Annotated in this window: 20 protein-coding genes and 1 tRNA gene; 11 read left to right on the top strand and 10 right to left on the bottom strand. The window is 68.7% G+C overall.

Annotation, left to right across the window (positions count from 1 at the left end):
- The first annotated feature begins 95 nt into the window (after nucleotides 1–95).
- Nucleotides 96–2,693: an alpha-glucan family phosphorylase gene (gene glgP / locus RHA1_RS07020; RefSeq protein ID WP_016879899.1), complete on the top strand. Its 2,598-nt coding sequence runs from the start codon at nucleotides 96–98 to the stop codon at nucleotides 2,691–2,693.
- 17 nt (nucleotides 2,694–2,710) lie between these two features.
- On the opposite strand, the gene RHA1_RS07015 is transcribed toward glgP, so the two are convergent.
- Genes RHA1_RS07015 through RHA1_RS06995 form a run of 5 tightly spaced genes read right to left on the bottom strand, consistent with a single transcriptional unit; the run spans nucleotide 2,711 to nucleotide 9,342 of the window.
- Nucleotides 2,711–4,303 (bottom strand): ABC transporter permease, encoded by a 1,593-nt coding sequence (locus RHA1_RS07015; protein ID WP_237726851.1) that lies wholly within the window; start codon nucleotides 4,301–4,303, stop codon nucleotides 2,711–2,713.
- Nucleotides 4,300–5,220, bottom strand: a complete 921-nt coding sequence (locus RHA1_RS07010; RefSeq protein ID WP_041811189.1) for an ABC transporter ATP-binding protein — start codon at nucleotides 5,218–5,220, stop codon at nucleotides 4,300–4,302. Before RHA1_RS07010 ends, RHA1_RS07015 begins: the two co-directional genes overlap by 4 nt.
- Nucleotides 5,221–5,275: 55 nt before the next feature.
- Complete coding sequence (locus RHA1_RS07005) at nucleotides 5,276–7,324, bottom strand: ATP-dependent DNA helicase (protein WP_011594456.1); 2,049 nt, start codon at nucleotides 7,322–7,324, stop codon at nucleotides 5,276–5,278.
- Between the two features lie 9 nt (nucleotides 7,325–7,333).
- Nucleotides 7,334–7,966 (bottom strand): isochorismatase family protein, encoded by a 633-nt coding sequence (locus RHA1_RS07000; protein ID WP_011594455.1) that lies wholly within the window; start codon nucleotides 7,964–7,966, stop codon nucleotides 7,334–7,336.
- Nucleotides 7,963–9,342: a nicotinate phosphoribosyltransferase gene (locus RHA1_RS06995; protein WP_011594454.1), complete on the bottom strand. Its 1,380-nt coding sequence runs from the start codon at nucleotides 9,340–9,342 to the stop codon at nucleotides 7,963–7,965. The genes RHA1_RS07000 and RHA1_RS06995 overlap by 4 nt, the downstream gene beginning before the upstream one ends.
- Between RHA1_RS06995 and clpS the strand changes: the two genes are divergently transcribed.
- The 10 genes from clpS (at nucleotide 9,341) to rdgB (ending at nucleotide 16,235) form a co-directional block, all read left to right on the top strand.
- Nucleotides 9,341–9,679 (top strand): ATP-dependent Clp protease adapter ClpS, encoded by a 339-nt coding sequence (gene clpS, locus RHA1_RS06990; RefSeq protein ID WP_011594453.1) that lies wholly within the window; start codon nucleotides 9,341–9,343, stop codon nucleotides 9,677–9,679. The genes RHA1_RS06995 and clpS overlap by 2 nt on opposite strands.
- 36 nt (nucleotides 9,680–9,715) lie before the next feature.
- Nucleotides 9,716–10,303: an oxidative stress transcriptional regulator AosR gene (gene aosR / locus RHA1_RS06985; protein WP_011594452.1), complete on the top strand. Its 588-nt coding sequence runs from the start codon at nucleotides 9,716–9,718 to the stop codon at nucleotides 10,301–10,303.
- A complete protein-coding gene (locus tag RHA1_RS06980) occupies nucleotides 10,300–11,370 on the top strand; it encodes a P1 family peptidase (protein ID WP_011594451.1) in 1,071 nt (356 codons plus the stop codon). The genes aosR and RHA1_RS06980 overlap by 4 nt, the downstream gene beginning before the upstream one ends.
- A gap of 100 nt (nucleotides 11,371–11,470) precedes the next feature.
- A complete protein-coding gene (locus tag RHA1_RS06975; protein WP_237727005.1) occupies nucleotides 11,471–11,890 on the top strand; it encodes a M67 family metallopeptidase in 420 nt (139 codons plus the stop codon).
- A gap of 62 nt (nucleotides 11,891–11,952) precedes the next feature.
- Complete coding sequence (locus tag RHA1_RS06970; RefSeq protein WP_009474135.1) at nucleotides 11,953–12,225, top strand: MoaD family protein; 273 nt, start codon at nucleotides 11,953–11,955, stop codon at nucleotides 12,223–12,225.
- A gap of 8 nt (nucleotides 12,226–12,233) precedes the next feature.
- On the top strand, nucleotides 12,234–13,196 hold the full coding sequence (locus RHA1_RS06965; protein WP_009474134.1) for a PLP-dependent cysteine synthase family protein: 963 nt from the start codon (nucleotides 12,234–12,236) through the stop codon (nucleotides 13,194–13,196).
- Between the two features lie 19 nt (nucleotides 13,197–13,215).
- Nucleotides 13,216–13,890, top strand: a complete 675-nt coding sequence (locus tag RHA1_RS06960; protein WP_011594448.1) for a rhomboid family intramembrane serine protease — start codon at nucleotides 13,216–13,218, stop codon at nucleotides 13,888–13,890.
- Nucleotides 13,891–14,023: 133 nt separating this feature from the next.
- Nucleotides 14,024–14,782, top strand: a complete 759-nt coding sequence (locus RHA1_RS06955; RefSeq protein ID WP_167540927.1) for a cyclic nucleotide-degrading phosphodiesterase — start codon at nucleotides 14,024–14,026, stop codon at nucleotides 14,780–14,782.
- A 45-nt stretch (nucleotides 14,783–14,827) separates the two neighbouring features.
- Entirely contained in the window at nucleotides 14,828–15,616 is a 789-nt protein-coding gene (rph, locus tag RHA1_RS06950; RefSeq protein ID WP_007296580.1) for a ribonuclease PH, read from the top strand.
- A gap of 4 nt (nucleotides 15,617–15,620) precedes the next feature.
- Nucleotides 15,621–16,235 (top strand): RdgB/HAM1 family non-canonical purine NTP pyrophosphatase, encoded by a 615-nt coding sequence (rdgB, locus tag RHA1_RS06945; protein WP_011594446.1) that lies wholly within the window; start codon nucleotides 15,621–15,623, stop codon nucleotides 16,233–16,235.
- A 137-nt stretch (nucleotides 16,236–16,372) separates the two neighbouring features.
- Here rdgB and RHA1_RS06940 read toward each other — a convergent pair whose 3' ends face one another.
- From RHA1_RS06940 to RHA1_RS06920, 5 genes are all read right to left on the bottom strand, one after another.
- Nucleotides 16,373–16,738 carry a DUF3817 domain-containing protein gene (locus RHA1_RS06940; protein ID WP_007296582.1) on the bottom strand — a complete coding sequence of 122 codons (366 nt, stop codon included), beginning with the start codon at nucleotides 16,736–16,738 and terminating at the stop codon, nucleotides 16,373–16,375.
- Nucleotides 16,735–17,136: a hypothetical protein gene (locus RHA1_RS06935; protein ID WP_009474128.1), complete on the bottom strand. Its 402-nt coding sequence runs from the start codon at nucleotides 17,134–17,136 to the stop codon at nucleotides 16,735–16,737. The genes RHA1_RS06940 and RHA1_RS06935 overlap by 4 nt, the downstream gene beginning before the upstream one ends.
- A gap of 132 nt (nucleotides 17,137–17,268) precedes the next feature.
- Nucleotides 17,269–17,353, bottom strand: a tRNA-Leu gene (locus RHA1_RS06930).
- Between the two features lie 47 nt (nucleotides 17,354–17,400).
- On the bottom strand, nucleotides 17,401–17,883 hold the full coding sequence (locus tag RHA1_RS06925) for an HNH endonuclease (protein WP_011594445.1): 483 nt from the start codon (nucleotides 17,881–17,883) through the stop codon (nucleotides 17,401–17,403).
- Nucleotides 17,880–18,539 (bottom strand): DUF8548 family protein, encoded by a 660-nt coding sequence (locus RHA1_RS06920; protein ID WP_011594444.1) that lies wholly within the window; start codon nucleotides 18,537–18,539, stop codon nucleotides 17,880–17,882. Before RHA1_RS06920 ends, RHA1_RS06925 begins: the two co-directional genes overlap by 4 nt.
- Nucleotides 18,540–18,734: the final 195 nt, after the last annotated feature.

The following is an 18,734-nucleotide window of genomic DNA, read 5'->3' as shown; positions in this document are numbered from 1 at the left end:
AATGGAGTCGACCGGTTCCTGTCCGTATTGGAGATCTGACGTCTACCCGCCCCGACACGGCGCAACGACGCCCGTAGTGCGTTATCGTTCGCGAGGTGAAAGCCTTGCGTCGGTTCACTGTCCGAGCCCACCTTCCGGAGCGGCTCGCTGCCCTCGGTCCGCTGTCCACCAATCTTCGCTGGTCGTGGCATCCGGCGACGCAGGAACTGTTCGGATTGCTGGACGCGGAACTGTGGCGACAGGTGCAGTTCGACCCGGTCCGCATGCTCGGTGAGGTCGATCCCGCCCGCCTCGACGAACTGGCCGAGGACGTCGCGTTCCTGGCCCGGCTCGACGCCGCGGCCGCCGACCTCGACGACTACCTGTCCCGGCCCCGCTGGTATCAGAACCAGCAGGCCAAGGGAGTGTCGCTCGACGGTGGGATCGCGTATTTCTCAATGGAGTTCGGGGTCAGCGAAGTGCTGCCCAACTACTCCGGTGGACTCGGAATTCTCGCGGGCGACCACCTGAAGGCGGCGTCCGATCTGGGCCTGCCGTTGATCGGTGTCGGCCTGCTGTACCGCTCGGGTTACTTCCGGCAGTCGCTGACCGCGGACGGCTGGCAGGCCGAGCACTACCCGCCGCACGACCCGCAGGGCCTGCCGCTGCGTCTGCTCACCGAGTCCGGGCCGCAGTCCTCGGGTGGGGCACCCGTCCTCGTCCACGTCGCGATCCCCGGGGGCCGGGTTCTGCGCGCCCGCGTGTGGATCGCCCAGGTGGGACGCGTCCCGCTGCTGCTGCTCGACTCCGACATCGCGGAGAACGACGCCGAGATGCGGGGCGTCACCGACCGTCTGTACGGCGGCGACCAGGACCACCGCATCAAACAGGAGATCCTCGCCGGCATCGGCGGTGTCCGGGCCGTGCGCGCCTACACCCACGCCTACGGCCTGCCCGACCCCGCCGTCTTCCACATGAACGAGGGGCATGCGGGTTTCCTCGGCATCGAGCGGATCCGTGAACTGGTCACCACCGGCGGGCTCGACTTCGACGAGGCACTGGCCACGGTCCGGGCAGGCACGGTCTTCACCACCCACACCCCGGTGCCCGCGGGAATCGACCGGTTCCCTGCCGACCTCGTGCGGCACTACTTCGGCGGCGACAACGGTGAGAACGAATCCTCCCTGCTGCCGGGGCTGACGATCGACCGGATCCTCGGACTCGGCCGCGAATCGGATCCGTCGGTGTTCAACATGGCCCACATGGGCCTGCGGCTCGGGCAACGGGCCAACGGCGTGTCCAAGCTGCACGGCATCGTCAGCCGCGAGATGTTCCAGCCGCTGTGGCAGGGATTCGACGCCGAAGAGGTACCGATCGGCTCGGTGACCAACGGTGTCCACGCGCCCACCTGGGCCGCACCCGAATGGATCGATCTCGCCACCCGCATCCTGGGCCCCGAACTGGTGGAGGAAGCCCGCGGCTGGGAGCGGCTGCAGGACCTGTCCGCCGAGGAACTGTGGTCGACCCGCAACGCGTTGCGCGGGAAACTGGTCGAGGAGGTGCGCCGCCGGGTACGCGCATCCTGGATCGAACGCGGTGCGACGTCCGCCGAACTCGGCTGGACGGACGAGGTGTTCGACCCGAACGTGCTCACCGTCGGCTTCGCCCGGCGGGTGCCCACCTACAAGCGATTGACGCTTATGCTCCGCGACCCCGGGCGACTCCGGGCCCTGCTCCTCGACGAGAAGCGGCCCGTGCAGCTGGTGGTCGCCGGGAAGAGTCACCCCGCGGACGACGGCGGGAAGGCCCTCATCCAGCAGGTCGTGCGGTTCGCCGACGCCGCCGACGTCCGGCACCGCATCACCTTCCTGCCCGACTACGACATGTCGATGGCGCGGTACCTCTACTGGGGTTGCGACGTGTGGCTCAACAACCCGCTGCGCCCGCTCGAGGCGTGCGGCACGTCGGGGATGAAGTCCGCCCTCAACGGCGGACTGAACCTGTCGATCCGTGACGGCTGGTGGGACGAGATGTTCGACGGCGAGAACGGCTGGGCCATCCCGACCGCGGACGGCGTCGTCGACGAGACACGGCGCGACGATCTCGAGGCCAGCGCACTGTACGAACTGCTCGAACGCGCCGTCCTGCCGAGGTTCTACGACCGTGCGGACGGCCTGCCGGTGCGCTGGGTGGAGATGGTCCGTCACACACTGCAGAATCTCGGACCCAAGGTGCTCGCGTCGCGGATGGTGCGCGACTACGCCGTCCAGTACTACGCGCCCGCCGCCGAAGCGGCCCGGACGGTGGCGGAAGAGAATTACGCCGGGGCCCGCGAACTCGCCGCGTTCCGTCGCCGCGTCGAGGCCGCCTGGCCGGCGGTGGCGGTCCTGCAGGTCGACGGCGCCGGACTACCCGACACTCCCGAGATCGGGGCCAACCTGATGCTGCGCGCCCGCATCCGCCTCGGCGAACTGTCCGTCTCGGACGTCACCGTGCAGGCCGTGATCGGGAAGGCCGGACCGGACGAGGAGCTCACCGACATCGTCACGGTCCCGATGACCCACTCCGCATCGGACGAGTCGGGGGAACTGTTCGTCGCCGACCTGGCCCTGCCGCTGTCCGGGTCGGTCGGATACACGGTGCGGGTCCTTCCGCACCACCGGTTGCTCGTGGCCCCGTCCGAGCTGGGTCTGGTGACGGCGCCGAATCCCTGACCGGCGCTACCGAGCCGTCACCGGCCGATGTCCCGGCGCTGGAACCCGGTGACGGCGGCGAGGAACAGGGCGGCTGCGAGAAGCAGCAGAACCGCGAGGGGAGTGGCCGAGAAACTCTCGGCAGGCAGGGCGGGTGTGTAGTGGAAGGGGGAGAGCACCCCGAACCGGTCGGGGAGGACTTCCCCGAACATTCCGGCGACGAGCACGTAACCCAGGAATGCCCACAACGCCGGCAGCGCGCGGGGGCTCAGGCCGTAGACGGCCGCGCACGAACCGACGATCACCAGCACGGCAGGCACGGTGTTCAGGGCCGCGCCGATCAACCGGCCGAGCGCCCCCGCATCGGACAGCGTGAATGCAGCGGTGATCCCCATGCCGACCCCCGCCGCCACCGCGATCGCGACCGCCGCAGCGGCGATCACGGCCAGCTGGCCACCGAGCCACGACGCCCGCGACACGGGGGTGGCGAGTGCCTCCTCGGCGCGACCGGACGATTCCTCGGAGCGGATGGATATGACGGCACCGACGGCGTACATCGCCGCCATCACCACCAGGAACACCAGATACAGGGCGAACGCACCGTCGGCCGCCGCCGCGGCGCCACCCGGCAGCAGCTGTGCGAGATCGGGATCCTGGTCGATGAAATCGCTGATCTGCCTGCCGAGTGAACCGATGGGCAGCGACAGCGCGAACACACCGACACCCCAGGCGAGGATCTGACCGCGCTGCTGACGCGCCGCCAGCGCGGTGACACCGGTCAGGCGGGGGGACGCCTCGGTGCGCCCGCCCCGCGGCGGAAGCAGCCCCGCCCCGACGTCCCGGCGACCGATGGCGGCATACGCACACCCGACGGTCAGCGCCGCCGCGACGATGCCGATCAGCAACGGCCACCAGCGTTCGTCGACATAGGCGCGGGTGGCCTGCGACCAGCCGATCGGCGACACCCACGTCAGCAGGCTCCCGCTGTGTCCCTGCTGCACGTCGCCCACCGCCCGCAGCAGGTACGCGACGATGATCGCGGAGATCCCGACACCGCTTGCCGTGCGGGCGTGTTCGGTGAACTGGGACGCCAGCGCCGACAGCGAGGTGAACACCAGACCCACCACCAGCACACCCGCGGACATGTTCAGCGAACCCGCCGGAGGCAGACCCGCACCGAGCAGCCCGATGACGAGCAGAAGCGCGACGAACAGGTTTGCGAGCGCCGCGGAGATCAGTCCCGCCGTGATTCCCGCGTACCGCCCGACGACGCCGGCGCGTACCAGTTCCGTGCGTCCGGTCTCCTCCTCCGTCCGCAGATGCCGCGTCACCAGCAGCACCGACATGATCGCGACGGCCACCATCGTCATGCCGGCGATCTCGTTGGCGACCATCGCACCGAGCGTGTAGTCGTCCAGGCCGTAACCCGGCCCGGCGAGTGCCGTGGCTGCCGGCGACGAGATGAGTTCGGCACGGGCCTGCCGTGATTCGGCGGTCGGGTAGATGGTCGAGTAACTCGACGCGATCAGGACGGTGAGGCCCGCCACCGCGACCGTCCACACCGGAATCCGGACCCGGTCGGTGCGCACCGCCAGTTCGGCGAGCACACCCGTTCCGCTCAATCGACTCACTGCGGCCGTCCGATCCCGAGTGCCTCGACCTCGTCGCGGTACTCGCGGAGGAACAGGTCCTCGAGCGTCGGCGGGTTGGCGGTGATCGAGACGATGCCCAGCCCCGTCAGCGTGGTCATGACCGGATCGATCTGATCGGAATCGACGTCGAACGTCACCGTGTTCGCGTCCTCACCCTTCTGGAGGTTGTGCACGCCGGGGACATTCGCGATGGGGGTGGGCTTGATCCGGGTGGTCGCCGTCACCGTGGTGCGGGTGAAATGGCGTAGTTCGGACAGCGTTCCCGCCTGCACGGTCCTGCCCGCGCGAATGATGGTGACGGCGTGGCACAGCGCTTCGACCTCGGCGAGGATGTGGCTGGACAACAGCACCGTGCGTCCTCCGCGCGCGAATTCGGTGATGCACTCCTGAAACACCGCCTCCATCAACGGGTCCAGGCCCGACGTCGGCTCGTCGAGGATGAGGAGTTCGGTGTCGGCGGCGAGTGCAGCCACGAGAGCGACCTTCTGCCGGTTGCCTTTCGAATAGGTGCGGCCCTTGCGGGTGGGGTCGAGTTCGAACCGCTCGATCAGCGACGCACGACGGACCGGATCGAGTCCGCCGCGCAGTCGCCCGAGAAGGTCGATCGCCTCGCCACCGGACAGATTGGGCCACAGGTTCACATCCCCCGGAACGTAGGCGAGTCGCCGATGAACGGGAACGGAATCCTGCCACGGATCGGAACCGAGAACGGACGCCGAACCGCCGTCGGCGCGCAGGAGACCGAGGAGCACCCGGATGGTGGTGGACTTGCCCGAGCCGTTGGGTCCGAGGAATCCATGCACCTCGCCCGACTTCACCTCCAGATCGAGGCCGTCGAGGGCGAGGACTTCGCCGAACTTCTTGGTGAGTCCGCGGACTGAGATCGCAAGCTCCATCGGTCGAGCATAGGTGCGCACCCCGTCGCTGTCCGACTCAGTGCGCGGCCGCGGTTCAGGGGCGCGAATCGCGAATCCGCCCCAGTGCCTTACGCACGACTTCCGGATCGGACGTCTCCCAGAACGGTGGAAGCGAGGCCCGCAGATACCCGGCGTAGCGGGCGGTGGCGAGCCGCGGATCGAGGACGGCCACCACACCCTTGTCGTCGACGCTGCGCAGCAGACGTCCCACACCCTGGGCGAGCAGCAGTGCCGCGTGATTGGCTGCGACGGAGAGGAACCCGTTTCCGCCGCGCGATTCGACGGCCTTCTGCCGGGCGACCAGCAACGGGTCGTCGGGGCGGGGGAAGGGGATGCGGTCGAGAATCACGAGGCTCAGGGACGGGCCCGGCACGTCGACACCCTGCCACAGCGACAGCGTGCCGAACAGCGATGTCGGCTCGTCGCCGGCGAATGCCCGGACGAGGGCGCCCGTCGAGTCGTCGCCCTGGCACAGAATCGGGGTGTCGAGCCGGTCGCGCATCGCCTCGGACGCGGCCTTGGCGGCCCGCATCGACGAGAACAATCCCAGCGTGCGCCCGCCCGCCGCCTCGACGAGTTCGGCGATCTCGTCGAGATACGCGGGGGAGAGGCCGTCCCGGCCCGGCGGCGGAAGCTGCTTCGCGATATAGATGATGCCGGCGCGGGCGTGGTCGAACGGCGACCCGACGTCGAGGGCGTTCCATTTGAGTGTGCCCGAATCGGACGGTGCCTCGGAGCCGGTGGCCATCGCCGGATCGATCACGACGGACGACTCGGCCGGAAGTCCCCAGTTGACCGCCAGACCGTCGAACGACCCGCCCACGGTCAGCGTGGCGGACGTCAGGACCACGGTCGATTCGGCGAACAGCCGGGAACGCAGCAGCCCGCCAACCGACAGCGGCGCCATCCGCACCACCCGGCGGATCGAACCGCGATTGTCGTCGGCGGCCAGCCACACCACGTCGTGACGTTTGGCCGGATCCGGCTCGTCGAACGCGCTGAGAACGCGGACGGCGCTGTCGTGGACCTCCTCGACCGACGCGAGTGCGGTGTTGCGCGCCGCGGCGGCCTCCGGATCGCTCAACGCCATACCGGGACGGGACGGGCCGATGGCCGTGCGCAGCGACCACGCGGCGTCGCGGACCGCGGCGAGCGCGGGGGCCGCACCGGGCGGCAGCGCCTCCCACCGTTCCGGCCGCAGCTCCTCGAGCAGTGCCGCCCAGCCCTCACCCGCGGCCTCGAGACGGTCCGCGTCCTGCTCCTCGACGAGCTTCGCGCAGCGCCGCGCCGCGGCACTGATCGTCGACGCCGCCAGTTCCGCGGTGGCGACGTTGGTGACCCGGTCGACCAGTTCGTGCGCCTCGTCGATGACCACGACATCGTGTTCGGGGAGGATCGCGATTCCGGTGATGGCGTCGATGGCGAGCAGGGCGTGGTTGGTGACCACGACGTCGACCTGCGAGGCCTCCGCGCGGGCGCGCTCGGCGAAGCAGTCCTCGCCGACCGGGCACCGGGACTTGCCGAGGCATTCCCGGGCGGTGACGCTGACCTGGCGCCACGCCTTGTCGCTGACCCCGGGGGTCAGGTCGTCGCGGTCGCCGGTCTCGGTGTCCGAGGACCACTCGGTGAGGCGCTGGACCTCCCGTCCGAGCCGCGACACCGCGAACGGGTCGAACAGCTCGTCCGTGGGAGGCTCTTCGGCGGACCCGGTGTGGATCTTGTTCATGCACAGATAGTTGTTGCGGCCCTTGAGGATCGCGAAGTGCGGTCTCCGGCCGAGGGAATCCTCGAGCGCGTCCGCGAGCCGCGGCATGTCGCGGTCGATCAGCTGACGCTGCAGTGCGATGGTGGCCGTCGAGACGATGACCGTCTTCCCGCTCTGCACCGCGTGCCGGACGCTCGGCACCAGGTAGGCGAGGGACTTGCCGGTGCCCGTCCCGGCCTGGACGGCCAGATGCTCCCCGGTATCGATCGAATGCGCGACGGCGGAAGCCATGGTCAGCTGGTTGGACCGCTCGGCACCGCCCAGCGACCGCACCGCCGTGCGCAACAGCTCGGGGACGTTGGGGAGGTTTTCAGGCACCCGAGCAGGTTACTCGGGACCTACGTCAGAAATTGTCACGCGGTCCGAGGGGGTGTCCGAGTCGCGGCCCACGAGGCGCACCCCGGCGGTCCGCATCGCGGTGATCGCGGCCTCGACGGTCGCGGGGGTGACACCGGCGGTGAGGGGGAGGTGGACGCGCGTCGGGAACCCGGCGGCCACGGCGTCGAGTGCCGTCGCGACCACGCAGTGATCGGTGGCGATCCCTACCACGTCGACCTCGGTGACTCCGGCCGCCTGCAGCCATTTCTCCAGGCTCTGGCCGTCGGCGTTCCTGCCCTCGAAGCCCGAGTAGGCCGCCGAGAACTCGCCCTTGGAGAACACCGATTCGATGCCGCTCAGGTCGAGGTCGGGGTGGAAGTCCGCGCCGGACGTTCCCGATTTGCAGTGCACCGGCCACGTGTCGACGTAGTCCGGTTCGTCGGAGAAATGGTGGCCCGGGTCGATGTGGTGGTCGATGGTGGCCGCGACGGCGTCGTACTCGTTCGAGGCGAGGAAGCGGGTGATCGCGGCCGCGACCGCGGAACCGCCGTCGACGGCGAGGGAGCCGCCCTCGCAGAAGTCGTTCTGGACGTCGACCACGAGCAGTGCGCGCCGGGCGTCGGTGTTCTCGATGTCGGTCATGGTGCCCTCCTGGACTCGGGTTCGGCGAAGCGCACCGGGATCGCGGGCTCGCCGTGGGAGAGCTTCAGGCCCTCCCAGGGCAGGCTGACGAGGCCCGCCGCCAAGAGGGATCTGCTGTCCTCCAGGGTAGTCGTGTCGCAGACGGTCTCACCGCCCCGCACCAGTGGGACCAGCAGTTCCTGCGCCTCGAGACCCGCCGAGCCGGGTGCGTCCGAGTGGGCCGAGTACACGACCTCCTCCACCAGGGTTCCGGTGTCCCGGGCGAACCGCAACGCCCGTTTGGTGCCGCCCCGCGACGCCTTGTTGCTGCTCCTCTTCTCGACGGGGATGCCGTCCACCTCGACGAGTTTGTAGACCATTCCGGCGGTCGGCGCGCCGGAGCCGACGACGACGGACGTGCCGACGCCGTAGACGTCGACCGGTTCGGCCCGCAACGCGGCGATGGCGTATTCGTCGAGGTCGCCGGAGACGACGATCTTCGTCCCGGTCGCACCGAGGTCGTCGAGTTGCCTGCGGACCTGCCGCGCCAGGACACCCAGATCACCGGAGTCGATCCGGACGCCTCCGAGTTCGGGGCCCGCCACCTCGACGGCGGTCTTGACGCCGTCGGTGATGTCGTACGTGTCGACGAGAAGCGTGGTCCCGACTCCGAGTGCCGCGACCTGCGCGCGGAACGCCGCCGCCTCGTCCGGCCCGTCCGGAGTGGTGTGCAACAGGGTGAACGCGTGCGCGCTGGTACCCGCACCGGGCACTCCGTGCCTGCGGACCGCCTCCAGATTCGACGTGGCCGTGAACCCCGCCAGGTAGGCGGCGCGGGAGGCCGCCACCGCGGATTCCTCGTGGGTGCGCCGCGAACCCATCTCGATCATGGGGCGTCCGTCGGCAGCGCTGACCATGCGTGCGGCGGCGGACGCGATCGCGCTGTCGTGGTTGAGGATCGACAGGCTCAGCGTCTCGAGCAGGACGCATTCGGCAAACGTTCCACGGACGGAGAGGATCGGTGAGCCGGGAAAGTAGAAGTCGCCCTCGCGGTAGCCGTCGATGTCCCCGCTGAAGCGATAGTCACGTAGCCAAGCGACGGTCGCCTCGTCGAGGAAGCGGGACACGATCGCGAGTTCCGGCTCGCCGAAGCGGAAGTTCGACAGCGCGGCAACCAGACGGGCGGTGCCGCCGACGACTCCGTACCGGCGACCGTCGGGGAGCCGGCGGGCGAACACCTCGAAACTGCAGCGTCGGTGGGCCGAACCGTCGGCGAGGGCCGCCGACAGCATCGTCAACTCGTACTGGTCGGTGAACAAGGCGGTGCTGTCTCTGGACACCCGGCCACTGTAAGCCGCGGTGTCGCCCAGTGGAGGAGCGTCGTACCCTGGTGTCATGGCTCATTGCTCGACGACAGCTCCATTCGTGGATGCCATGCCGGCATCGCCGCAGGTCACCCCTGCAGAGTCGGAGGTCGTCGAGATCGATGAAGCCAATGATCGTCCCTGGGTCACCGTCGTGTGGGACGATCCGGTGAATTTGATGCACTACGTCACCTACATTTTCCAGAAGCTCTTCGGGTACAGCAAAGCCAAGGCCACGGAACTGATGATGCAGGTCCATTCCGAGGGGAAGGCCGTGGTGTCGAGCGGCTCCCGGGACAAGGTCGAAAACGATGTACGCAAGCTGCACGCGGCCGGCCTGTGGGCCACGATGCAGCACGACGGCAGCTAACTTTCCGTTCGGACAGTAAGGAACTCGGTACACGACGTGCGGATGTGGAGCAGGAAGAACTCGCTCGGCGGTGTGAAGCTGCGTTCGGAGATGGACGCGCACGAGGCCACGGTGCTGCGATCGCTGGTCGCCTCCGTCCTCGGTCTTCTCGAGGAGCGGGCCGCGTCCGCCCCGGAGGACGAACTCGCGGCGCTCACCGGGATGCGGACCGGCAATACGACGGCACCCGACGAGGAGGTCCTCGCGCGGCTGCTGCCCGACTTCCACCGTCCCGACATGGACGCGCCGGACGACGACGAGATCCGGGCCGAATCGAACGCCGACATCAACGGTGCGCTGCGCGGACTCCACGAACCGGAGATCATCGACGCCAAAGTGGCGGCGGGCTCGGTCATTCTCCACACGGTGCCGGAGAACGGCGGCAAGGTGCTGCTCACGCCGGAGCAGGCCGACGCCTGGCTCAGCGGTCTCAACGACGTGCGGCTGGCGCTGGGCACCAACCTGGGCATCGACTCCGACACGCCGGACGAAATCGATCCCGCCGATCCCCGCGCACCGCACCTCGACATCTACCACTGGCTGACCTGGATGCAGGACTCGCTCGTTCAGGCGCTCGCACCGTGACGGCCACGACGCCGGGCCGCACCGATTCGCTCGTCGATGTGGTGGGCCTGAGCGTCGGGCACCACCACGAACTCGACGCGGACGCCGCGCTCGGACGCGGTGCCGCCACCGGATGCACCGTGGTCCTCGCGCCGCACGGCGCGACCGGTGCGGTCGACGTCCGTGGCGGGGGACCGGGCACCCGGGAAACCGACCTCCTCGACCCCAGTCACAGCGTCCGGAAGGTGCACGCGATCGTCCTGACCGGCGGCAGCGCGTACGGACTCGCCGCCGCCGACGGCGTCATGCGGTGGCTCGAGGAGCACGGTCACGGAATCGCCATGGGGGAACCCGATCAGGTGGTCCCGATCGTTCCCGCTGCCGTGATCTTCGATCTGCCGGTCGGTGACTGGCGCACGCGTCCCACCGCCGAATTCGGTTACCGGGCAGCAGATTCTGCGTCGCACACCGTCCTCTCCGGTTCGGTGGGCGCCGGGGTCGGGGCGCGGGCGGGCGCGATCAAAGGCGGTGTCGGAACGGCGAGCGTCGTCGTCACGGACGGTCCGGCGAAGGGCATCACGGTGTCCGCGCTGATGGTGGCCAATCCCGTCGGAACCGTGTTCGATCCGGCGACCGGACTGCCCTGGGGTGTCGCCACCGTGGGTGCAGCCGCGTTCGGGCTCCGACCCCCCGTCGCCGCCGAGGTGTCGGCGACGCGCGAACTGATCGCCAAGAGCACCGTCCTCAACACGACCATCGGCGTCGTCGCGACCGACGCCGTCCTGGGCAAGGCGGCGCTACGCCGCGCCGCCGTCGCCGGTCACGACGGGCTGGCCCGCGCGATCCGGCCTGCGCATTCGCCGCTCGACGGCGACACGATCTTCGCGCTCTCCACCGGCATCCACCCGGTCCACCACCCGGCAGGAGTGCCGGACGCGTTCCCGCCCGATCTGCCCGTCGTCGACGCCGTCTGCACCGCGGCCGCCGAAGTGGTGGAGAAGGCCATCGTCGACGCCGTCCTCAGCGCCACCCCCGTCGCGGGAATTCCCACCTACCGCGACCTGTTCCCTTCAGCACTGCGTTCCTGAGGTACCGGCCGGTCGGTGGCCGACTCGCCGGTGCGCACCTAGGATGGCGCTCACGGAGGTAGATGACGTGCTGGTGATTCGATCGGACTTCGTCGAGGCGATGGTCGCGCACGCGCGCGCCGACCACCCGGACGAGGCATGCGGGGTCATCGCCGGGCCGGAAGGCTCCGACCGCCCCGAACGGCACATCCCGATGATCAACGCCGAGCGTTCGCCCACGTTCTACCGATTCGACTCGGGTGAGCAACTGAAGGTGTGGCGGGCGATGGACGACGCCGACGAGGTGCCCGTCGTGATCTACCACTCGCACACCGCCACCGAGGCGTACCCGAGCCGGACCGACATCTCCTTCGCGTCCGAACCGGACGCCCACTACGTGCTGATCTCCACCCGCGCCCCCGACGTCCACGAACTGCGCAGCTACCGCATCGTCGACGGTGTCGTCACCGAGGAACCCGTCGACGTGGTCCAGAGCTACAAGTTCGCCCACACGTCCGTGGCAGACGTCCCCGACAAGTGACGGCGCCGTCCCTCGCGACGGGCCCGCGGCAGGTAAGACACCCACATCCCGAGGAGCCGACCATGGCTGTCACAGTTTCGATCCCCACCATTCTGCGTACCCACACCGGCGGTGAAAAGCGGGTGGAGGCAACAGGTCCCACACTCTCCGCCGTCATCGACGATCTCGACGGCAATTACGGCGGCATCAAGGACCGCCTGATCAACGACGGCCGTCTGCACCGCTTCGTCAATGTGTACGTCAACGACGAGGACGTCCGATTCTCCGGCGGACTCGACACAGAGGTGGCCGACGGGGACTCCGTGACGATCCTGCCCGCCGTCGCCGGAGGCTGATCGCGGCCGTGGCGCGGTTCGATTCGCTGATCGACACCCTCGGCGACACACCCCTCGTCGGGCTGCCCCGCCTGTCGCCGAGCTGGAACGGCACAGCGCCGGTCCGGCTGTGGGCGAAGCTCGAAGACCGCAACCCCACCGGTTCGGTGAAGGATCGGCCCGCCCTCCGCATGATCGAGCAGGCCGAGAACGACGGCACCCTGACGCCCGGGGCGACGATCCTCGAGCCGACCAGCGGGAACACCGGGATCTCGCTCGCGATGGCCGCGAAACTCAAGGGCTACCAGCTGATCTGCGTGATGCCCGAGAACACGTCCGTGGAACGCAGGCAACTGCTGGCGATGTTCGGTGCGCAGATCATCGACTCACCCGCGCGCGGCGGATCGAATCAGGCTGTGGCCGTGGCCAAGGAGCTGTCCGCGGAGCATCCCGAGTGGGTGATGCTGTACCAGTACGGCAATCCCGCGAATGCGCTGGCCCACTACGAGACCACAGGCCCCGAGATCCTGCGCGACCTTCCCGAGATCACCCACTTCGTCGCGGGTCTCGGAACCACCGGCACCCTGATGGGCGTGGGGCGCTATCTCCGCGAACACGTCGACGGCATCGAGATCGTGGCGGCCGAGCCCCGCTACGGGGAACTCGTGTACGGCCTCCGCAACATCGACGAGGGCTTCGTCCCCGAGTTGTACGACGAATCCGTCCTCACCTCGCGGTTCTCCGTCGGCCCCGCCGACGCCGTCCGCCGCACCCGGCAACTGATCGACAACGAAGGCATCTTCGCGGGCATCTCGACCGGCGCGATCCTCCACGCCGCGCTGGGGGTCGCACGCAAGGCCGTCAAGGCCGAACGCGCGGCGAACATCGCGTTCATCGTCGCCGACGGCGGATGGAAATATCTGTCGACCGGCGCATACGGCGGTACGGTCGAGGAAGCAGAAGAAGCACTGGAAGGGCAGTTGTGGGCATGACGACAGGGGTGTGTGGATCATGACGTCGTCGTTCGACTCCTCGCGATTCGACTCGCCGGTGCCCAGGGGTGGCGCGAAGCCGGCGCCCGCGTCGAAGTCGAAACCGCTGTGGCTGCAGTCCGCAATCCTCATCGGCACCTTCACGATGCTGCTGTACGTCATCGAGATCGTCGACGTGGCGTCCGACGAGCGACTCGAAGAGAACGGCGTCGGGCCGCGCTCCATCGACGGGCTGTGGGGGATTCTGTTCGCCCCAGTCCTGCACGACGACTGGGCGCATCTGTTCGCGAACACCGTCCCGCTGCTGGTCCTCGGGTTCCTCGTGCTGCTGTCGGGCATCGCCCGCGGCCTCGCCGCCACCGGGATCGTCTGGGTGGTCGGAGGTCTGGGCACCTGGTTGACCGGCGGATCCTATTCCAACCACATCGGCGCCTCCGTCCTGATCTTCGGCTGGCTCGCCTACCTGCTGGTCCGGGGAATCTTCGCCCGCAGCCTCGGCCAGATCCTCGTCGGCGTGGTGGTGTTCGTCGTCTACGGCAGCCTGCTGTGGGGTGTCCTGCCCAGCGCTCCCGGTGTGTCCTGGCAGGGGCATTTGTTCGGCGCCGTCGGCGGAGTCGTCGCGGCCTGGCTCCTCTCCGCGGACGCCAGGAAGCAGCGGGCCCGGAAAGCGGTGGGGCCTCAATCGTTCGGGTGATCGGTCCAGCCCGGTCGGCGCAGGCCCTCGACGCCTTGCGATCAGGTCACAGTTCCCCATCGGTTGTGAGGTCGACGCGCCAATTCCGTCGGAAGCTTTTTCCGAAACGGGTCGCCGTGGCAGCATGGCGGGTATGCGCATTACCGTCCTGGGATGTTCAGGGAGCGTCTCCGGACCAGACTCACCTGCATCGGGTTATCTGTTGACCGCGCCGGACACACCGCCGCTGGTACTCGACTTCGGACCCGGTGTCCTCGGTGCGCTCCAGCGGTTCGCCGATCCCGGCGAGGTCTCCGTCCTCCTCAGCCACCTGCACGCGGACCACTGCCTGGACCTCCCCGGACTGCTCGTCTGGCGTCGCTATCATCCGCACCCGCCGAAGGGGCGCGCACTCGTCTACGGCCCGTCCGACACCGCCCGCCGGATCGGCGTCGCGTCCGCGGAGTGCGGCGGCGACATCGACGACATCTCCGACACGATCGACCTGCACCATTGGACCGACGGCGAACCGGTCACGTTCGGCGACCTCACCATCACCGCGCGCCGGGTAAACCACCCGCCCGAGGCGTACGGGTTCCGGCTGACCAACGGCGCCGGGCGCACCCTCGTCTACACCGGCGACACCGGCATGTGCGAAGAAGTGATCGACCTCGCCCGCGGGGCCGACGTACTGCTCGCCGAGGCGTCGTGGACGCACAGCCCGGACCGGCCCGAAGGGATCCACCTGTCGGGGACCGAGGCCGGTCAGGTCGCACACCGCGCCGGTGTCGCCGAACTGCTGCTCACCCATATACCGCCGTGGACGTCCCGCGAAGACGTCATCGCCGAGGCCAAGGCCGAATTCTCCGGCCCCGTGCACGCGGTGTCCGCGGGCGGCGTCTACACCGTCTGAAGCCGTGTGCCCGCGCCCCGCACGGGGGCGACTAGGCTCTCTGCCGTGACCACACGAGAAGACGGTAGGGCGGACGACGAACTCCGCGAGGTCAAGATCACCCGGGGCTTCACCACTCATCCCGCGGGATCGGTGCTGGTGGAATTCGGAAACACCAGGGTGATGTGCACGGCCAGCGTCGAGGACGGTGTTCCCCGTTGGCGTCAGGGCTCCGGACTCGGCTGGCTGACGGCCGAATACGCCATGCTGCCCGCCGCCACCCACACCCGCAGTGGCCGAGAGTCCGTCAAGGGCAAGGTCGGTGGACGAACCCAGGAGATCAGCAGGCTGGTCGGACGCTCCCTCCGCGCCTGCATCGACCTCGCCGCCATCGGTGAGAACACCATCGCCCTCGACTGCGACGTGCTGCAGGCCGACGGCGGAACCCGCACCGCAGCCATCACCGGCGCCTATGTGGCCCTCGTCGACGCGGTGACCTACCTCCGCGCCGCCGGCCGTCTCGCCGACCCCCAGCCGATCTCCTGCGGCATCGCCGCGGTGAGCGTGGGCGTCGTCGACGGCCGTGTGCGCCTCGACCTGCCGTACGAGGAGGACTCGCGCGCCGAGGTCGACATGAACGTGGTGGCCACCGACACGGGCACCCTCGTCGAGATCCAGGGCACCGGCGAAGGCGCGACGTTCCCGCGGAGCACTCTCGACAAACTGCTGGATTCCGCACTCGCAGGGTGCGAGCAGCTGTTCGAGATCCAGAAGGCCGCGCTCGAACTGCCCTACCCCGGTGCGCTTCCGGAGCCGAAGGTCCCGGAGACGTCGAAGAAGAAGTTCGGGGGCTAGCTCGGTGCCAACCACACGGGTGCTGGTGGCCAGCCGCAACGCGAAGAAACTCCGGGAACTGCATCGGGTGCTCGCGGCGGCCGGTGTCGACGGGATCGAACTGGTCGGGCTCGATGCCGTACCCGAGTACCCCGAGGCCCCCGAAACGGGTGCGACGTTCGAGGAGAACGCCCTGGCGAAAGCGCGCGACGGTGCCGCCGCAACCGGAATGGCCTGTGTCGCAGACGATTCCGGAATCGAAGTCGATGCGCTGAACGGCATGCCCGGAGTCCTGTCCGCCCGGTGGTCGGGCACGCACGGGAACGATCCCGCGAACACCGCCCTGGTCCTGGCTCAGCTCGGTGACGTGCCCGACGACCGCCGGGGAGCGGCGTTCGTCTCGGCGTGCGCGCTCGTGGTGCCCGGCGGCGAAGAATCGGTGGTCCGCGGCGAATGGCGGGGAAGCATCGCCCGCGAGCCGGTCGGCGACGGCGGATTCGGCTACGACCCGGTCTTCGTGCCCGACGGAGACACCCGCTCGGCCGCCCAGCTGTCACCCGAGGAGAAGGACGCGTCCTCGCACCGAGGGCGGGCGCTCGTTCAACTCGTCCCCGCCCTGGCGGCGCTCACCGGGCACTGACCCTCGCTACGCTTCACGGGAGGAGGTTTCGCATGTCGCCGATGATGGTGCCGCAGACACCGCTCGGCTGGCTGACCTACGTGATCGCGATGATCACCGGGCAGCCGGTCATCATGTGAGGGAGCCGACCGGTTCGATCAGAGACCGAAGTCGCGGCGGACCTGCTTGGTCCGCTGGTGCTCCACGTAGAACGACAGGAACGGAATGGTGCCCGCGAGGAGCGTCCCGACCGTCCGGCCCGCAGGCCAGCGCACCTTGACCGCCAGGTCGAGCGTCACCAGCAGGTAGACGAAGTACACCCAGCCGTGCACCACGGCGATCCAGCTGGGCAGGTTGTCGACCTTGAAGATGTACTTGGCCACCATCTCTGCGGTGAGGACCAGCAGCCACACACCGGTGGCGTAGGCGAGGACGCGGTAGCGCAGGAGCGCGGGGGCGATCTTCTTCTGCTTCGCGGTGTCTGTGACCGAACCGGCAGTCGTTTCGTCTTGGCCCGTGCTCACGTGGTGCTCCTATCGGTCTCGCGAGCAGACAGCTCGGCGAGGTACTGGTTGTACTGTGAAATCTGCCGGCTCTCGAGGTCGTCCGGATCGTCGTCCTCGGCCACCGAGGGGCGAGGGGGCAAGACGTCGGCCGGGATCTCCCGCAGTTCGGTGGGAGCATCCGGGACGTCGGTGGTGTCAGCTGGTTCGGCATCCTCGAGCTGCACGAATCGCCGATAGGCGTAGACGAGGAACGCCGCGAACAGTGGCCACTGGAACGCGTATCCGAGGTTCTGGCCAGTCCCGCCGACCGCTTCGAAACGTGTCCACTGCCACCAGCCGAGTGCGAGGCACCCGACAGCCCCGACGACCACCAACAGGACCAGCGCGGGGCGGCGTTGCTTACGGTTACCGGACACGTAACGACGGTACCTGAATCGCTGAATGCGCTGCTAGGAGAGGTTGCGCCTATGGCGGCCGTCACAGCCGCCCGACGACCGTCGATCTAAGCGAAACAGGGCCGCCGAAAAATCGGCAAAGAACCCGAGCAGTGCGCGAGGGGGGACTCGAACCCCCACGTCCTTTCGGACACCAGGACCTAAACCTGACGCGGCTGCCTAATTACGCCACTCGCGCGCGAAGCACAGACTACGCCATGAACAAGGCACCCCCCGCAGCACATGTCAATCGGATCGCCGGCCCCGGTCGAGGCTCTTTCGCCCGGCCCACGATGGAGTCTGGCTGTGGCAGTTGGGGCACAGGAATCGAACTTCCTGCAAGCGGGAGTCCGATGGGTCTCCCCGTATGTGGTCGACATGCAGGATCAGCGGGAGTCCGCACCACTCGTCCTGCACGCCGCATGCGACGCATTTGTACGGCACTCCTGCCTCGATCAGAGCCCTTCTCAGGAGGTGGGGTTGGACGCGCCTGCTGCCCGCCGGGCGACGGATCAGTATCTCCTGCCACGTCATTCGGTTGCGGGCACGCTTGCCCTTGGTGTGCGCCTGGCCCGTGAAGTGTGACGTGTCGATGCCGAGTGTGTTGATCCGGCGCCGCAGGTGCGCGTGTGTCCCACCCGCGGGTTTCAGGCCGAGGTAGCGCATGACGCCGGCGTAGCTCGTCGATTCTGCGACCGCCTGCTCGAGCACTTCTCGCGTGTACTTCATCTCGCACCCGCCACCCGCCGCTGCGCGCGCTGGTACCGCCAGGCGGCGTGGGTGAAGGTGGCGGGCGTGATCCCGAGCCGCGCTGCTGCCTCGGCGACGAGGTGTTCGGCGTCTGCAGTCGATGGGGGTGTTTCGAGGTCGAGCGCCTCGCCGAGGAACTCGCACACCACGCGGTGAGAGTCGGCGGTGCGGATGCCGAGTTGCATGGCGAGGCACTCCCAGGTGGCGGGACCGAACCCGGGCACCCTGACGAGGGCGCTCCGCTGGGCCTCGTCGTCGCGGAGATCCGCCGAGGTGGTGCAGCCCAGCTCGGCGAGCGAGCGTGCCGCCGAGGCGACGGCCTCGGCCTTGGTGGTGTAGTTCCCCGGTGCTCGCTGCCGGTTGTCCAGGACGGCCAGGAGGCCTTCGGGTTCGTCGGCGTGCGCGGCGAGCGCCGTGAGGTCGTCGAGAGGTGCGGCCCGGTGATCGCGCCAGCGGGTGATGACGGCGCGGACCCCCGTGGTGGGCGTGCCGTACGTGGCGCGGGCGGAGAACGCGGCATCGAGCAGACCGGCTTCGATCTCGTGCGGCCAGCCCTCCGTCCAGTGCGGCCACGACTCTGGTGGCAGTTCGGCGGCGACGTGATCGAGTAGGGCGCGGACGTGGGCTGTGCTCATTTCTTCCCCCCGGAGAATGGCTGTCGGCTGTTCCTGGACTCGAACATTAGTGCGAGGGTCCGACAGGTTCGCTTTCGCAGGTCGCGGACCCGGATTCGAGGGCGCAGACCTGCATGAACCTGGGACTTCGTCAAGGTGGTAACAGATTGATAACGATTAATATGAGGCTTTCCTCAGGTTCTTGGACGTCCTCGC

Origin of the sequence: Rhodococcus jostii RHA1 (assembly GCF_000014565.1) — a bacterium.
In the GTDB taxonomy this organism is placed as follows: domain Bacteria; phylum Actinomycetota; class Actinomycetes; order Mycobacteriales; family Mycobacteriaceae; genus Rhodococcus_F; species Rhodococcus_F jostii_A.
Note: the sequence above shows the minus strand (reverse complement) of the source record. Positions and strands in the feature narration are given on the sequence as shown.